The following is a 13,982-nucleotide window of genomic DNA, read 5'->3' as shown; positions in this document are numbered from 1 at the left end:
GCCTGGTATAATATTAGTAGCCCTGATGGTATTGCAAAAGAATTTGATCAAAAGAAACGTATAGAAAAATGTGGAAGTTGTGGAATGTGTATCTGTGATAAAAAAAATTATTAACATGACACCAACTAGTAAAAAAAAAAGAATTTTTGTTTTCGGTGACTCTAATAGCTGGGGATACACTGACGAAGATGATGGTCATCGTTTTGAGGAAAGATGGCCTATCTCCTTAAAAACTTTTCTCAGTGAAATGGATCTAGATGTTGAAATAATTGAAGATTGTCTTCCAGGAAGAACTACTAATATTGATGATGCTCAAGATGGCTCTCATCTAAATGGAGCCAAAGTATTAATGTCATCTTTACTTGCACACTCGCCAATTGATTTAGTGATTATAATGCTGGGCACCAATGATTTAAAAATCAGATTTCAAAGAACGCCCGAAGCTATAGCTGAAGGAATAAAAGAATTGATTAATACAGTAAAAAATACAAATTCAGGACCTGGAGGCTGGCACGATCAAAATAAATCTGATTTATTTATTATCTGCCCACCTTCTCTAAATATAAAAGCTAATGACACTAACTGGATCAAATTCAATGAATGGGAAAATGGTTTGGTAAAATCGATTATATTATATGACTCTTTAAAAAAAGTTTGTGAACAAAATAATGTCTTTCTATTTGATTCTAATCAAATTATACAATCATCTAAACTTGACCCTATACATTGGTCGAAAAAAACACATAAAATCTTTGCAAAAAAAATTGCAGAACTAATTAAATATCAAATCAAACTTTAAACTAATTGGTATTTATTGTTGATACAGATCTCTTAAGAGTTTTTTCGATAAGTAGCATTGATCTCTCGTAAGGAAGGTACTTGCTTGCAAAGAAGGGATCAGAGACACACGGAACAACAATACTAATATTTTTCGTAAGCTGCCGGTTTTGGTTGATGGTATAAAAATTAGGATAGTAGTAATATTTCTCTAAAGCATCTTCGAAAGTTTGGTACATGCGGATATCAAAAATTTCAGAACAATATTATGTTTTTCAGACGGCTGGCACGGTCAACAATCAAGCTTTGTCAATTTGTCGTCGCGGTATCAGAAATGTACTTTCGCATCTTGGGATTCTTGATGCACCAATTGAAACGCAAACGTTTTCAGAAAAAGTTTTGAAAGTACCTGGTGCAAAGGGTTTTGTTTATGCGGAAGAAGACGGTGTGTTTGAAAGTTTTCATAAACTTGGAGATGAAGTGAAAGAGGGCGATCCAGCTGGACAAATTCACCAACTCCTCAATCCTGAACGGCCACCGGTGGTTCTTCGATTTTCTACAAGTGGAATTATTTATGGTCGACGGTCACTAGGACGTGTTAAACAGGGAAACTGTTGCCTAGTCGTTGCTGTGCCAGAAAGTTGAGTGCAATTAGTTTTTTAATCAAACTTAGCTAAATAATATTAATTATTAGTAAAGTAGTTTTACAAGATCAAAAAATTAGACAATTTATTTTTGCCCCCAACACTATGGGCATAATGCTGAGGGCGAACGTGAATTACTAATGTAATTTAAAAATAACATTTTAAAAAATTATAACAAGTTGGTCATTTCAGCGTGCAGCGAGAAGCTAGCAGCAAGCAGCAAGTTTCAGGCATCCGGCATCAGGAATTAAATCTCGTATGGTCCTTTTTTAGGTTTCGGTTTTTGCCTCGGTGTGTTCCTAAATGTAATTGGAGAATGTAAGTGAGCATGAGCAGAGTGATAATAAGTTGATCCGTAACCACCATTGCTCTCATTAAAAGTAGTAACATATGGAGAAGTTTTTTTTTGAGGTTTCATTATGGACCTTTGAACCTCTTGCAGACGTTCTCGTTTTTTACTTTTTGCAATTTCTATAGCTTCAGGCATCAGGTCCTGGACATCCTGGTCGACATTATATTTAAGTTTTGCTAGCATTTTTGCTTCATTATGCTTTCTAAATGCTTCATTTGGATAATTAGCTTTGAAGTGATTTCCTCTTCGATAGATCTTCTTTAAAGTGGTCTTTTGACCACCTGGTTTATCTAAGGAACCACGCAGAGGCAGAGGCGCACGGAAAAAATATTTTCCATTTCTGAATTCATATTCTCCTTCTAACTTACCGTGGCGCATACGCATTCTTACAGCATTTGGAGAAATACCTAATAATTCCGCGTATTCTGAACGGCTAAGATCAAATGGGTTTATGTTTTTTCTCTGCATAATAAATATATTCAACGTAACAAAGGTAACTACTAAAAATATTGGGTGGTTATCTTTTTTGCACGCTAAGAATATTATAACATTAATTGACTCTCACTCAATCACTCAGGCAAAAATTCTTAATTCAGAGATACTACTTTTAGACTGTTGCCTTAATTGAATTTGTTTTAGGTAAATAGAATCTTTTGTTAATTAGTATTGAGTGAGTGAGTGATATAATATTATTCATCATTTTGATTTTGATTAAATGCTTCTAGAAGTTCATCAATCTTAGTGAAACTATTGCAGTATTTTTTCAGCAATTTCTTTTTCTCTTCTTGGCCTGCATTTCTAATTTCATTCATTGCAGCTAAGTATTTTTCAAAGTCATACATATCTTCCTGCCCAGCGTCTTTTTCTCCGACTTTATGTTTTTGTAGTATTGATTGAATAGCTAGATTTTTTTTAATTACTGTAGTTAGTAGGTCTTCATAGAATCTAAGCTCCATATCGTTTGTCCATTTAGATCCAAATATTAATTTAATATTTTCTATAACTGTTTCGTTAGGGGATGATTTTCCGTATGTATTTTTATCCAGCGCATTTTTTAATTTAAATTGTTCATACTGGTAAACATTCATATCGTTTGGAGCGCTGCCTAGTTCTGTTTCAGACAAACTTCTCAAATAGTCACTATCTTCTAGTAAGTGTACTCTAGGTCTGCTACCGTCTTTGTTTAAAATTTGTCTAGTTTGTTTTCCGTTTTTCCATAAAAAACCTCTTTCACGTAACCAATCTTTTACGTATTTTTCATTTACTTGTGTTTTCCATTTTTCCCGTATGTATTCCAACAAGTCATCAAGATTAACAAATCCTGGAAATGTATTATCAAAAGGAGCTGTTTTCTGATCTAGCGCTCTATCTAATTTCTGGATGATAGGATGTTGTCCTTCATCTTGCATTTGTTTTAATGCTGCTGTTTGTGGAGCTCTTCCACCGTTATATAATTCCCAATCTTTTACTTTTACTTCGTTTAGGAAGTGATGGAATAAATGTTTGATCTTATCGGATTGAATAAAGTTATATATCTTTTTAAAAACACCTTCCTTTTCAAATTTCAATAATTTACTGACTGATAATCTGTCATATAAATTTATAACGCCATATCTCCTTGAGCTTTTTCCAAGATGTAAACAATTCTGCTCATTACTAAAACACATTCCGTTAGCATTATTCCAATATCTAAATGGCCTGATATGTTTTGGATTGATTTTACTGTCTTCATCTGTCCAAAACGGCTTCAATTTATTACTAATTTCAGTTTTCTTCTCTACATCCCCTGTAGTGACTACCTCATTTATGAAGATGAATAATTTGTTGTAAATAACTTCGCTATGATTTCCTATTAATTCATCATACCTGGCGTTAGCATCTACAAATTCTCTTCCTATAATTCTCTGCAGTGTTTCTGCTATAGCTTTTTTTCCTGTACCTTCAGGACCAACTAACAAGTAACCCCATTGAATTTTCATAGGACCAATTTTGTTTTTTAATTCTGCGGGAATATCTAATTTATACTTAAATATTTTTTGAATTAACGCTGCAAGATATTGCTCTATATGTTCGTAATTCTCTTCTCCTAGAATTTGCTTAAAGGTATTTGCCCAGTCTGAAACGTCTCCCTTCTCGGGTTCTGTTGGTGGACCAGGATATAAATTTAAATATTTTCCAGGTTTTAGATAAAAATGTTCTCTACCAATTTCTGCTATAGGATAATCATAACCAGGTAAAACAGCTCTACCAATTACTTTGTTCTCATGAAAAAATTCAAAGTCTGTCATTAGACTTTGGAATGCTAGCTTTTTATTTTTGCCACCTGGAAAATGATACAGGTTGTCGTTATTAAAATCGTCCTTCTTCTGTTCATGTCCATTATCGGTATTAAACATTGAAGCACTATCTTGGATGTATACATATTTCTTTTTTAACTCTTCAAGATTTCTATTAGGAGGATTTACACCAACCCACTCGAATATTTTATAAAGAGACTGTGCATCTTCTAATCCAAGTAATTCTCTAAGTGTGTTGAAACCTGTTAATCTTCCACCATTAAGTAATTGTTTATGAGCATGAACACCCTTACCTTTACGTGATTCCTCGTCTCCTGAATTAGCTGCAAGATAATCTATGAATTCATCTATTTCGTAGTCTTTCCATGTTGTATGTTTGGCAAGAATACTAGCGATAGCAAAACAATAGTCGTCTCTGTTTCCTGTTGAAGGATATAAAATTGATAATGCAGTTGCAAAAGCAACTTTAGAAATATCTTTGAATATGTCTCCAGGATAAGGAGATATACCTTCATAAATATTCCACTCTACTAAATCGCCCTCTATTTTTGATCCAGGTACTATCGTCTGTTTATCTGAACCATGTCTGCATTCTATTATTGTAGCTCCGTGAGGTAGATGTTTATAAAATTTCTCTAAATCTTTATGTAGAAAAAATTTTTTAAATTTTGCTTTACCTTTAAAAAGTAAATGGCTTATAGGTTTATTACCTCTTCCATAAACTGCTGAACAGGGTTGAATATACTTACTGATAAAAGGTAATGCTTTTTGTGAGTCTATATCAACATCAATATCTTCTGACAGTTTTAAACCTATATTATGTTCAGGTTTAAAATCTTCTAATTTAAAATTCTTTTTCTGCCACTCTGCAGCTATCGGAATTTTTCCATCACAAGGGATTATTAGTTTTTTATTGCTTAGGTATTCTTCTGGTGTTTTCATTAGGTAATTCACTTTTGTTATTAATTTGATTTTGCCCGACTTTAATTAACCACTCGATTGTTTGCGGAATGCTTACTCGAATAGGAATTTGTTTTTGTATTTCCTGGAGCTGTTCAAAACTCCTCGTTTTTATTGATATATTGTGCCATTTGGATTTAATACTGTTATCCATAATTAGTTATCAGTCCTTTCATCAGTTAGTTGTTTTTCCATAAATGCTCTGCCTTCTTCTCTTTTCTTCTTTTTTTCTAATTCTTCATCAATCTTTTCCCATTTCTTCGCAACGCATCTGCTCCATTTGGATTTCCATTTATCTCTATCAATTTTAATCTCAGCTATTTCCCATTTTTGCTCTCGCATGTAGTCATTCTTTGAACCTATCTCGTCCCAAAAATTTTCAAGTTGTTTTGTGAGGCGAAGATTAGCTTCAATCAACTGCTGTATTCTAGATTCAAGCATTATGATTTTGCCCTGGAGCTGCCACTTCATCATTTTTCTGCTCCACCCATTAAGTATGCAAGACCGCTATTTTTAATTCGTAATCTTTCTTCCTCTGCTTTTTGCATCATGTCATTAAATCTTTTTTCTGCTGCAACTTCTTCAGCAGTTCTAGTCAATGGCTCAACTAAAGTTGGCATATTGATTTTTAAATCCTGAATGATCTGTGTTGCAGTTGGTTCAGTTGCTTTTTTATTTTTAACAAATGTAGCAACTTTCTTTTGGTTTATAGGAACCCTATCAATACCTGTTGGATCTTTCTTCGGTTGAATTTTCTGTAGTTCTTGTTTTACAGTTTTTAAATCTTCAGGGTTTGGGTTGTCATATAACTCATGATTTTTAATTATTTGTTCAGGAATCTTGTCCAATGGATTTATTTTCTTTTTCATTAATTTTTGACCAAGTGGGTTTAGTGCAGTTGGTTTTTCTTTGTATCTGTTTTCAATAGTTAATAATTCTTTTAATTCTTCTTTGTCTGCAGTTTGTTTCATTATTTCCCATACCGTTTGATAACCTTTAATGCTCATTGGTTTTTCTCCTGTGTTGGTGGAACAATATGAAGTTTTACTTTTCCACCTAGTAAATTAATTTCTTTTTTAAATTTGACATATTCATCTGCAGTAAATTCAACATGCTCCACTGCTTTAGGATCAATAGATTCTATTAATCTTAGTAATTTTTCTTTTTCCGACATTAGTCCTTCTTCCCTAGTGTAAGTTTCAGCAGCGTATTTAAAGTTGCCCTCTGATTGTCATCTAACTCAGCTAGTGTTGTGTCTGGTGTGAATTGTGATGCTAGATCTAATTTACGAATAGATTTTTCTGGCTTTCTTTTTTCCTTCTCAGAAATAAATGAAATAACTTTTCCTCCAGAATTGTAAAATTTTCGTAACTCTTCTTCTGGTAATGATTTTATAAAATCTTCTCTTGTACCTTCGAAACCATTTTTAACTGCTTCATCAAAAGCTTCTGATAGTTCTATTATTCTCCTAATATCAATGCCTTCTGGAGTATAATCATCTAACTTAGATGCTAGTTTTATAAATTGTTGCATATCTAGAGGGCGAGTGTTTTCACCACCCGCGCTCATTTTTTTTTCGATTTGATTGTTAGTTAGTTTAGACATTGCTTTTCTCCTTATTGTTATATTTTGGCTTTTTGCCTCTGTGGTATTCACTCCACATATCTTCAAGGGTATGTAAAACCACTTTAGATTTTGCTACTTGGTCAGTCATATTGCACCAACCAATGTATTTTTTACTTCCAAACAGTTGAGCTTTATTTCCATCAATTACTGAATTTAAAATCCAGTAAATTTGATGAAGGTTCTTTCCAAAATCTGTTGGACTTAATTCTTCACCAGTTGATACAAGTTTTATTTTATCGTTATCCATTAATAACCTCCTCATGTTCAGTATCTCTAAAACCTATTTCTTTTAGTGTTTTAATTTCATCAGGATCATTTGTTTCGATTTGCCAACAAAGATTACTAGGATCAGTTGATACTTGTTCTAACCCCTTAATGCTTTGTAATTTTTTGAAACGAAGACCATAGAATTTACAAGTAGCTTCAAGTTCATCTAAAGTTTCTCCCATTTGAAATTTAGGAACGAATGAAAATTCTAATATTTTAGACATTATTTTTTCTCTTTCTCCGAAGAGTTTCTGGATACGAACAAAATTAAATTCTTGTCTCGTTTGTCCTTCGGTAAATTTTTTAATTTATTTTCTACGATCCAATCCAGAAACATTATTGGATCCCAATATGCTTTTTTACCAATTAATCTTAGACCCATGTCCCAACAGTCGTTCCCTTTTTTTCTCCACTGAGTTTTCCAAAAGTCCAGAGTGGAAATAGAAATAGACAGCTCTTTTAAAAGCACTTTTGTTGTTAATAGTTTAGAATTAAAATGGTAATTCAACATACAAGATGCTTTTCCTATGAAATTCCAGGAATGTCGAAGGGGTACTTATTAAAAATTTATCTAGGAATTACTGAGCTGATTTACGTAAAATTTTCAAGATCCACTTAGAACGCTCTAAATCTTCCTCAACTTGCTTCTCTTTAAATGTTAAGTATTCGTCAAGCCATTTTTTTTTGATGTGATTTTTATAAAAATTAATTCTGTTATTTCTGTTTTTAAATATTTCAACAAATGTATTTTGGTGTTCTTTTTTATTTTTATAATGCTCTTGCATTAATTCTTGGAAGCCATGTTTTTTAAATTTATTTTTTTCTATGTCTACTTCAGATAATTTTAACCAAGCTTGTCTCGGTGTTAAGTTATAGCGTCTTACGTATTGGACAATTTTAAAACAGATAGATCTTCTAACGAATAATGTTGTTGGAGGTTGTCCTCTTTTTGATGTGCCCATATACTTGAAGTATAACACTCATAATAAATAAAACCAATGTTGTGATCCATAGTAATTAAATATAGAGCTTACTTTTTATATTCACAGTTAAAATATATGGACCATGAATTATTTTAAGCAGATCTCCTTTTAACAAAATGAAATACCTCAGCAACTTTGTTGGCATGCATTCTCTTCGTTTCAAGTTTTGGTTTGTTGTAATGCTTATTCAAAGTATCTACTGATGCATGTCGTGTCATCTGCATAGTTATTTCTGATCTGCCACCATGTTTTTGCTGTGATAGTGTTGCATATGATTTTCTTAAAATCTTAGGTGCATACATAAGATTTGGATCTCCAGACTTTTGTCTCATAAGATTTCTAAGTTCTGGAATATATTTTTCATCTCCACCTAATCTTGCATCCTGGGACATTCTAAAATCTTTATTGAAATATTTATCTGCTGACCATTTTCTAGTAGCAAATAACCATGGAAAATCTTTCATTTTGTAGAAATCTCTGAATTGTGGATGATTTTCATAATCTAAAATATTTCTTAACAAGACTTCAAGCTCTGGTGTAATGGGAAGCTCTTCATCTCTCTTTCCTGTTTTACTAATACCTTTTGGGATTAATAAAGATCCTCTATCAAAATCGATATATTCTTTTTTCATTTTTAGAGCTTCTGTTTTTCTTAGGGCAGTTAAAACCATGAATTGATGTAGCTCTGCTTTAAATGGAAACTGCTTAGCTAGCTCATCTGAACATTCCCAAAACAATTGAAGTTCCTCGTCACTCTCCATTGCTATGTGCTTATAAGGATCTTCTTTTCGTGTTTCTTTTTTTATGAACACTTGACCATTATCAAACGGACACTCACCAGGATTGGTCCCCAACCAACCACGTTTTCTTGCAAACATCCAAAGAGTTATAAAGCATTTGATATATTCTGTTTTAACTTCCCAAGAAGACTTATCCCGTAGCCATTGCTCTATATCGCCAGCAGTTAATTCGCTAATTAAACTTTTGCCAATGTCACTGTCATAGATAGAGTAGTTTTGAGATTTTTTAATTGTGTAGGTTCTTTTTTTTCTTCTGTTGTAATAAACCCTATCTTTCTCCATGCCTTTACCAGGTGGGTATTTTCTGAATAAATCTCTCCATGATGTGGGTTTAGCTACTCTAAAATGCTTGTTTGGAAGAAATTCTCCGTAACCATAACCATTGTCATCATCAATAAATCGAACCAGTGTTGTACGATTATTATATCCACACATATACCTAAACCAAACCCTGCAGCTCTTAGCTCTTCGATATCCTTCTTTACGATCTCTACTAAAGCCTCTTTCTGTGATCTCTCCAGGTAATTCAGCTCCACAATAAGCTTCAATAACTTCATTGATTGTGTAGCCTTTTGGTATTGTTGTGTCAGGTTTTTCAACTAATCTTTTTTTATCAGCCTTAGTTTTATTTGGATCTTTTATCCAAAACCCTCTCTCATCTTGATGAGTTTGAGCTAAATCCATACATAGTTTCTCAACATCTTTGCATTTGATGTTTGGGTATTTTCCTATGATGTAATAAGAATTTCTACTATTGAACCAGATGCTCAATACGAAGTTTTTAATTTCAGTATTTTTATAAAACCTTAATTGGAGTCCTTTTAATGATGAACCTTTTGGAACATTAAATTTATATGTTTTAAATTTTCTATTTTCAAAATCTGTATTTAGTTTTGTAATTTTATCAATTGCACTGTCTTTAAAGTTAATTGTAGATCTATTTGATCGAGTTTGTTTTATCTCAACTGTGTCGAGTGAGTGATCGAGTTTTTTATTCATTCTTTCTCCAGGTTTAGTTATTTATTTCTATTACTCTAGCGAAAGTGATAGTGTCTAGTGTCTACTAGTGTGATGTAGTGTTGAGTAGGGTAAATCTCCTATAACCCAAATAATCGCCAGCTTCCTGAATAATTTTCCAGAGTTTACTTGCGTTTTCTTTGTTCATATTATTTTAAAATATTATAGTCTTTAATTATGTCAGATAAAGAAATTCACAAAGGTGGCTGTGCTTGTGGAGAAAACAGATATGAAACAACTGGCAATCCAGAAAGAGCTAGAGTTTGTCACTGTAGATATTGCCAACTAAGATCAGGAAGTCCTTTTGGTGTTGGTGCTTGGTTTAAAGAGGAAAATGTAAAACACCATTCACAAAATTATAATCAATATAAATTTGTAACTGAGAGTGGAAATACTTTTGAAACAAATTTTTGTAAAAAATGTGGAACCAGTGTTTATTGGACAATATCAGCACCCGCTTTAAAAGGTTTAACAGCAATTGCTGCTGCAACATTTGATCCACCAAGTTTTTGGTTTGGAGTATCAGGTGAGATTTTTACAAGATCAAAAGCGCCTTATATTGATATTAAATGTGAAGAACAATTTGAAACATCACCTACTTACAATCCAACTAAACAGGATGAAGATAGGTTTGATGGATCTAAATAGAATTACTTTCCCACAACAGAGGAAAATATTTCTCATCTAATAAATCGCTATTTTCTTTTTTGTATTTTTTGTAAGTTTTAGCAGTTCCACCTTGATTTGTTGGATGAAACTTAGCATTACTTGGAACACAATGAGAAACAATTGCTCGTCGGTGGTTGCTTGAAGTATTTATTCCTGAACCATGCCAAGTAAATCCATGATGAAACGAAACTCCACCAGCTGGCACTTCTACATAAGCAACTTCTATTTGTTTATTATTTTTTTCAGCAAAAATATTTAATTCTTTTTTATAATCTTCAGGGGAGTGAAATTCTCCTTTAGGAGGTTGAAGACCCCATTTATGAGAGCCTTTTATATACTCTAAAGTCCCAGTTTCTTTTGATGAATCATCTAATGACATCCAACAAGTCATCATGGTTTGTGGAATAAGCCAATCATCATAAGCAGCGTCTTGATGAAAGCCTAATGTTTTTCCTCCTGGTGGTTTCCATAAAATATTATCCTGAACTAATCTTGCACCTTTCCAGTTCATTAAACTAGAGCAAACTTCACCAATTATTTTATGACAAACTACTTTTTTTATTAAATGATCTGCCTTCCAAGCATTACAGATTTGACGAGTAACATCTTCAGGATCTTTACCAAATCTCCAGTTCCACTCATCTGGCTCAATTCCTGTTTCAAAATTACCTTTAAATAAAGGCTCAAATTTATTTCTAAGATCTTCAATATAATTTAAATCTAAAAAGTTATCTAAAATCAGAAAACCATTATTATTAAACTCTTCCATTAAATTCTCAGAGAGCTCAAAGTTTATCATGAATTATTCGGTAACCATGAATGATAAAGTGGATTATCTTTATCTATTGGAAGTTTAATGTTTTTATTTTGTCTGGAAGAATCGTAGACAGCAGTAACAAATTCTAAAGATTTTTTAGCATCTAATAACGTTACCTCATCACTAGCAGATCCATCTAATTTATTTGCAATTTCGTCAAACATACCTGCATACCAAGATTGTGGCTCATTTACTTTTGCCAACACTTCATCAATTTGGGCTTGAGTAACTGGTGATCTTGGTAAGAAATGCCACTCATCATCTGCTGGACTGTATGGTTTATCCGGTGATGCACCAGATTCTGCTGTTAATCCTTTAAAACAAAATCGAAGTCTGCTGGTATCATTTGCAGCTCCAAGTGTAATTGAGCTTGTAACCAATGTCCCATTTTCCATTTCAATTGATAAAGCTGCACAATCTTCTACTTCAATATCATTTACTCTAGTTGATAATTTAGCAAATACATTTGAAACCGGACCCAAGATCATGCTTACTAAGTCATGAATATGTATCGAATGACTTAATATAGCTCCACCTTGTTCACCTTCCCAAGTTCCTCTCCAAGGTTTTGAATAATAATCTTTCCCTCTATTCCAATGCGTTTCTAAAGAAGCAACCAATGGTTTTCCTGCTAAACCAGATTTCATTAATGCTTTTAACTTTGAAAATCCTAGACCATATCGATATTGGAAAACTGGAAAAATAATTTTACCTGTTTCTTTACTGATCTTTTCTAATTCATCGACTTCTTTAAGACTTGATACTAATGGCTTTTCACAAATTACATGTTTTCCAGCTTCCATAGCTTTTTTACAAGCTGAAAAATGTAAGTGGGGTGGAAGACATATATCAATGATATCTATCTCTTTTACTTTTAGTACATCATCAAAGTTGAGAGATACTTTTGTTTCGGTGTCATTTGATAAAATATTATCAATTGCTTCTCTTGTAAGCCCACATAAAGTGTGAACATTAAATCTTTCTTTAACTTTTTGAAAATCTTCATAGTGCTTAGCACCTATGTTGGTTCCAATAATTGCTACTTGAAATTTCTTCATTTTGTTTCAGCTTTTAATTGTGCTTTTATTGCAAGTTCCATTGAGAGATAAGTTAATTCCTGAGCACAAGCAGTTTCAGTTCTGTTGATTACATCATTAATTAAATTTCTAAAGTAGGGAAGCTTAACATTAGAACAATCGATATATTTTACCTCTTCATTATTAGCTAAATATAAATGATTACCTTTTTCTGATTTTACTAAATCTGTATATTTTCTTATCTCTATATAGCCTTTATCTCCAAGAATTAATAATCTTCCATCTCCCCATGTTGGAAGTGCATCTGGAGTAAACCAATCTAATCTAACGTAACCATGTCCACCATTACCAGTTAGATTAACCTCTCCAAAATCTTGAAAACCAGGTTTTTCCTTTTTGGTAGTGTTTTCTACAAGTGCATGATTAATTTTCGCTTCATTTGAATTTGTAAATACTAAAAATTGATGAATTTGATGTGAGCCTATATCAGTAATTATTCCACCATAACTTTCTCTTTCATAAAACCAATCAGGTCTTTCATAGTTCCCTTGTCTGTGTGGACCAGTTCCAATTGTTTGCTTTACTTTACCAATTTTTCCTTCGTTAACTAATTCTTCAGCCTTAGCAACAGCTGCAACATGAAATCTTTCTGAAAAATTAACTGACCATATTTTTCCAGTTTCTTTTACTGTTTGTTTAAGTTCATTTAATTGATCTAAAGTAGTGCAACCAGGTTTATCGACCATTACATCTTTTCCAGCTCTTAAAGCTTCTATTGAATTATGAGCCCTATCTTTTGGAACTGAAGATATTAAAATCATATCAATTGATGGATCATTTAATATTTCTTCCTTATTTTCTTTTCTTTTAATGTTTGGATATTTTGAATTAAATTCCTTTAAGGTTAATGGATCACCCTCTGTCCAAAAGAATTCACAATTACATCCTTCTTTCAACATTTCATCTAACATGTCAAAGATATGACCATGATCGATACCTATAACTCCCAATTTTAAATTATTTTTCATTTGAAGATTTAATTTTAAAATAAAATTTTAATCAAAAGCACATCTAAAACCAACATAAATTGCATAGAAATTAGATGGTTTGTATTGTGCTCCACTTTTAGAAGTCTTAGAACCTCCATACCACCAAGAAGCACCAGCTGTTAATGAATTATTGTTTTTTTGATCGTCTATCCATTCCCAAACATTTCCTCCCATTGCAACTAAACCATTAATTCCTTCTGGTAATTTAGTTACATCAATATGTTTGTCATAATTTAATAGTCCTTGAGAGTTCATATTTTTAGCTTCATCACCGCTTGGGTATTTATAGACTTTGCCTTTTTCAAACTCTGAAGAATTAAATACTTGCTGATATGCAGCATAAGACCATTCATCAAAAGAGGGCAGTCTTCCATCTATTGATTTACAGTAATCTTCAGCTTCATATCTACTAACATGGACTGCTGGTTCTAATTCACTATCAGGATTTTCGCCGTAGGGGGTTTTATATGTCCAACCATCTCTTTTTTCCCAACCAGCACCCCATTCATATCCACCACCAGTTTTCTCTGCTTCAGTGATTAAATTATTTTTTTTGGCATAATTTTTAAATTCTTGGATAGTAATTTCATATTTATTTAAAGAAAAATTTCCAAAATCAATTTTAGGATTTTCAAAAGCAAATGTTTTAGAAAACAAAAATAAACTTAAAATAATTAATTTCTTCAT

General features: G+C 32.5%; 18 protein-coding genes and 1 pseudogene. 3 read left to right on the top strand and 16 right to left on the bottom strand.

Going from position 1 to position 13,982, the window contains the following annotated elements; genetic code table 11:
- The first annotated feature begins 94 nt into the window (after positions 1–94).
- Entirely contained in the window at positions 95–799 is a 705-nt protein-coding gene (locus ACTTAX_RS03400; RefSeq protein ID WP_440692859.1) for an SGNH/GDSL hydrolase family protein, read from the top strand.
- Between the two features lie 85 nt (positions 800–884).
- On the opposite strand, the pseudogene ACTTAX_RS03395 reads toward ACTTAX_RS03400, so the two are convergent.
- Positions 885–1,001, bottom strand: a pseudogene (locus tag ACTTAX_RS03395) (LacI family DNA-binding transcriptional regulator); the annotation flags it as partial.
- Positions 1,002–1,014: 13 nt separating this feature from the next.
- Between ACTTAX_RS03395 and ACTTAX_RS03390 the strand changes: the two are divergent.
- On the top strand, positions 1,015–1,422 hold the full coding sequence (locus ACTTAX_RS03390) for a succinylglutamate desuccinylase/aspartoacylase family protein (RefSeq protein ID WP_440692857.1): 408 nt from the start codon (positions 1,015–1,017) through the stop codon (positions 1,420–1,422).
- A gap of 246 nt (positions 1,423–1,668) precedes the next feature.
- Here ACTTAX_RS03390 and ACTTAX_RS03385 read toward each other — a convergent pair whose 3' ends face one another.
- The 11 genes from ACTTAX_RS03385 to ACTTAX_RS03335 all read right to left on the bottom strand — a co-directional run bounded on the left by ACTTAX_RS03385 (position 1,669) and on the right by ACTTAX_RS03335 (position 9,705).
- Positions 1,669–2,241: a hypothetical protein gene (locus ACTTAX_RS03385; RefSeq protein ID WP_440692855.1), complete on the bottom strand. Its 573-nt coding sequence runs from the start codon at positions 2,239–2,241 to the stop codon at positions 1,669–1,671.
- Positions 2,242–2,462: 221 nt separating this feature from the next.
- Positions 2,463–5,012 carry a primase-helicase family protein gene (locus ACTTAX_RS03380; protein WP_440692853.1) on the bottom strand — a complete coding sequence of 850 codons (2,550 nt, stop codon included), beginning with the start codon at positions 5,010–5,012 and terminating at the stop codon, positions 2,463–2,465.
- 174 nt (positions 5,013–5,186) lie between these two features.
- On the bottom strand, positions 5,187–5,471 hold the full coding sequence (locus tag ACTTAX_RS03375; protein WP_440692851.1) for a hypothetical protein: 285 nt from the start codon (positions 5,469–5,471) through the stop codon (positions 5,187–5,189).
- 29 nt (positions 5,472–5,500) lie between these two features.
- Entirely contained in the window at positions 5,501–6,037 is a 537-nt protein-coding gene (locus ACTTAX_RS03370) for a hypothetical protein (RefSeq protein WP_440692849.1), read from the bottom strand.
- Positions 6,034–6,204 carry a hypothetical protein gene (locus ACTTAX_RS03365; protein WP_440692847.1) on the bottom strand — a complete coding sequence of 57 codons (171 nt, stop codon included), beginning with the start codon at positions 6,202–6,204 and terminating at the stop codon, positions 6,034–6,036. Before ACTTAX_RS03365 ends, ACTTAX_RS03370 begins: the two co-directional genes overlap by 4 nt.
- A complete protein-coding gene (locus tag ACTTAX_RS03360; RefSeq protein ID WP_440692845.1) occupies positions 6,204–6,635 on the bottom strand; it encodes a hypothetical protein in 432 nt (143 codons plus the stop codon). The genes ACTTAX_RS03365 and ACTTAX_RS03360 overlap by 1 nt, the downstream gene beginning before the upstream one ends.
- Entirely contained in the window at positions 6,628–6,903 is a 276-nt protein-coding gene (locus ACTTAX_RS03355; protein WP_440692843.1) for a hypothetical protein, read from the bottom strand. Before ACTTAX_RS03355 ends, ACTTAX_RS03360 begins: the two co-directional genes overlap by 8 nt.
- Positions 6,896–7,147, bottom strand: a complete 252-nt coding sequence (locus ACTTAX_RS03350; protein WP_440692842.1) for a hypothetical protein — start codon at positions 7,145–7,147, stop codon at positions 6,896–6,898. Before ACTTAX_RS03350 ends, ACTTAX_RS03355 begins: the two co-directional genes overlap by 8 nt.
- Positions 7,147–7,434 (bottom strand): hypothetical protein, encoded by a 288-nt coding sequence (locus ACTTAX_RS03345; RefSeq protein WP_440692840.1) that lies wholly within the window; start codon positions 7,432–7,434, stop codon positions 7,147–7,149. Before ACTTAX_RS03345 ends, ACTTAX_RS03350 begins: the two co-directional genes overlap by 1 nt.
- Positions 7,435–7,501: 67 nt before the next feature.
- Positions 7,502–7,885 carry a hypothetical protein gene (locus tag ACTTAX_RS03340; RefSeq protein WP_440692838.1) on the bottom strand — a complete coding sequence of 128 codons (384 nt, stop codon included), beginning with the start codon at positions 7,883–7,885 and terminating at the stop codon, positions 7,502–7,504.
- A gap of 113 nt (positions 7,886–7,998) precedes the next feature.
- Positions 7,999–9,705 carry a hypothetical protein gene (locus ACTTAX_RS03335; protein ID WP_440692836.1) on the bottom strand — a complete coding sequence of 569 codons (1,707 nt, stop codon included), beginning with the start codon at positions 9,703–9,705 and terminating at the stop codon, positions 7,999–8,001.
- A gap of 195 nt (positions 9,706–9,900) precedes the next feature.
- Between ACTTAX_RS03335 and ACTTAX_RS03330 the strand changes: the two genes are divergently transcribed.
- The gene (locus tag ACTTAX_RS03330) at positions 9,901–10,371 is read left to right on the top strand and encodes a GFA family protein (protein WP_440692834.1); all 471 of its coding nucleotides are present in this window, start codon (positions 9,901–9,903) and stop codon (positions 10,369–10,371) included.
- Here ACTTAX_RS03330 and ACTTAX_RS03325 read toward each other — a convergent pair.
- From ACTTAX_RS03325 to ACTTAX_RS03310, 4 genes are read right to left on the bottom strand one after another with little or no spacing between them, the layout of a single operon-like run.
- Positions 10,364–11,161, bottom strand: coding sequence for a phytanoyl-CoA dioxygenase family protein (locus ACTTAX_RS03325; protein WP_440692832.1), 798 nt, complete (start codon positions 11,159–11,161; stop codon positions 10,364–10,366). The two genes, ACTTAX_RS03330 and ACTTAX_RS03325, sit on opposite strands and share 8 nt — an antisense overlap.
- A gap of 26 nt (positions 11,162–11,187) precedes the next feature.
- Positions 11,188–12,267, bottom strand: coding sequence for a Gfo/Idh/MocA family protein (locus tag ACTTAX_RS03320; RefSeq protein WP_440692830.1), 1,080 nt, complete (start codon positions 12,265–12,267; stop codon positions 11,188–11,190).
- Entirely contained in the window at positions 12,264–13,274 is a 1,011-nt protein-coding gene (locus ACTTAX_RS03315; RefSeq protein WP_440692828.1) for a Gfo/Idh/MocA family protein, read from the bottom strand. The genes ACTTAX_RS03320 and ACTTAX_RS03315 overlap by 4 nt, the downstream gene beginning before the upstream one ends.
- 27 nt (positions 13,275–13,301) lie before the next feature.
- Positions 13,302–13,982 (bottom strand): formylglycine-generating enzyme family protein, encoded by a 681-nt coding sequence (locus ACTTAX_RS03310; RefSeq protein ID WP_440692826.1) that lies wholly within the window; start codon positions 13,980–13,982, stop codon positions 13,302–13,304.

Source organism: Candidatus Pelagibacter sp. HIMB1695, assembly GCF_052047655.1.
Taxonomy (GTDB): Bacteria; Pseudomonadota; Alphaproteobacteria; order Pelagibacterales; family Pelagibacteraceae; genus Pelagibacter.
This window is presented reverse-complemented; position numbering and strand designations above follow the sequence as displayed.

Excerpts from the sequence above, each read along its gene's own strand:
- ACTTAX_RS03390 (WP_440692857.1), top strand. The coding sequence starts at position 1,015 with ATGCGGATATCAAAAATTTCAGAACAATATTATGTTTTTCAGACGGCT.
- ACTTAX_RS03385 (WP_440692855.1), bottom strand. The coding sequence starts at position 2,241 with ATGCAGAGAAAAAACATAAACCCATTTGATCTTAGCCGTTCAGAATAC.
- ACTTAX_RS03380 (WP_440692853.1), bottom strand. The coding sequence starts at position 5,012 with ATGAAAACACCAGAAGAATACCTAAGCAATAAAAAACTAATAATCCCT.
- ACTTAX_RS03375 (WP_440692851.1), bottom strand. The coding sequence starts at position 5,471 with ATGCTTGAATCTAGAATACAGCAGTTGATTGAAGCTAATCTTCGCCTC.
- ACTTAX_RS03370 (WP_440692849.1), bottom strand. The coding sequence starts at position 6,037 with ATGAGCATTAAAGGTTATCAAACGGTATGGGAAATAATGAAACAAACT.
- ACTTAX_RS03365 (WP_440692847.1), bottom strand. The coding sequence starts at position 6,204 with ATGTCGGAAAAAGAAAAATTACTAAGATTAATAGAATCTATTGATCCT.
- ACTTAX_RS03360 (WP_440692845.1), bottom strand. The coding sequence starts at position 6,635 with ATGTCTAAACTAACTAACAATCAAATCGAAAAAAAAATGAGCGCGGGT.
- ACTTAX_RS03355 (WP_440692843.1), bottom strand. The coding sequence starts at position 6,903 with ATGGATAACGATAAAATAAAACTTGTATCAACTGGTGAAGAATTAAGT.
- ACTTAX_RS03350 (WP_440692842.1), bottom strand. The coding sequence starts at position 7,147 with ATGTCTAAAATATTAGAATTTTCATTCGTTCCTAAATTTCAAATGGGA.
- ACTTAX_RS03345 (WP_440692840.1), bottom strand. The coding sequence starts at position 7,434 with ATGTTGAATTACCATTTTAATTCTAAACTATTAACAACAAAAGTGCTT.
- ACTTAX_RS03340 (WP_440692838.1), bottom strand. The coding sequence starts at position 7,885 with ATGGGCACATCAAAAAGAGGACAACCTCCAACAACATTATTCGTTAGA.
- ACTTAX_RS03335 (WP_440692836.1), bottom strand. The coding sequence starts at position 9,705 with ATGAATAAAAAACTCGATCACTCACTCGACACAGTTGAGATAAAACAA.
- ACTTAX_RS03330 (WP_440692834.1), top strand. The coding sequence starts at position 9,901 with ATGTCAGATAAAGAAATTCACAAAGGTGGCTGTGCTTGTGGAGAAAAC.
- ACTTAX_RS03325 (WP_440692832.1), bottom strand. The coding sequence starts at position 11,161 with ATGGAAGAGTTTAATAATAATGGTTTTCTGATTTTAGATAACTTTTTA.
- ACTTAX_RS03320 (WP_440692830.1), bottom strand. The coding sequence starts at position 12,267 with ATGAAGAAATTTCAAGTAGCAATTATTGGAACCAACATAGGTGCTAAG.
- ACTTAX_RS03315 (WP_440692828.1), bottom strand. The coding sequence starts at position 13,274 with ATGAAAAATAATTTAAAATTGGGAGTTATAGGTATCGATCATGGTCAT.
- ACTTAX_RS03310 (WP_440692826.1), bottom strand. The coding sequence starts at position 13,982 with ATGAAGAAATTAATTATTTTAAGTTTATTTTTGTTTTCTAAAACATTT.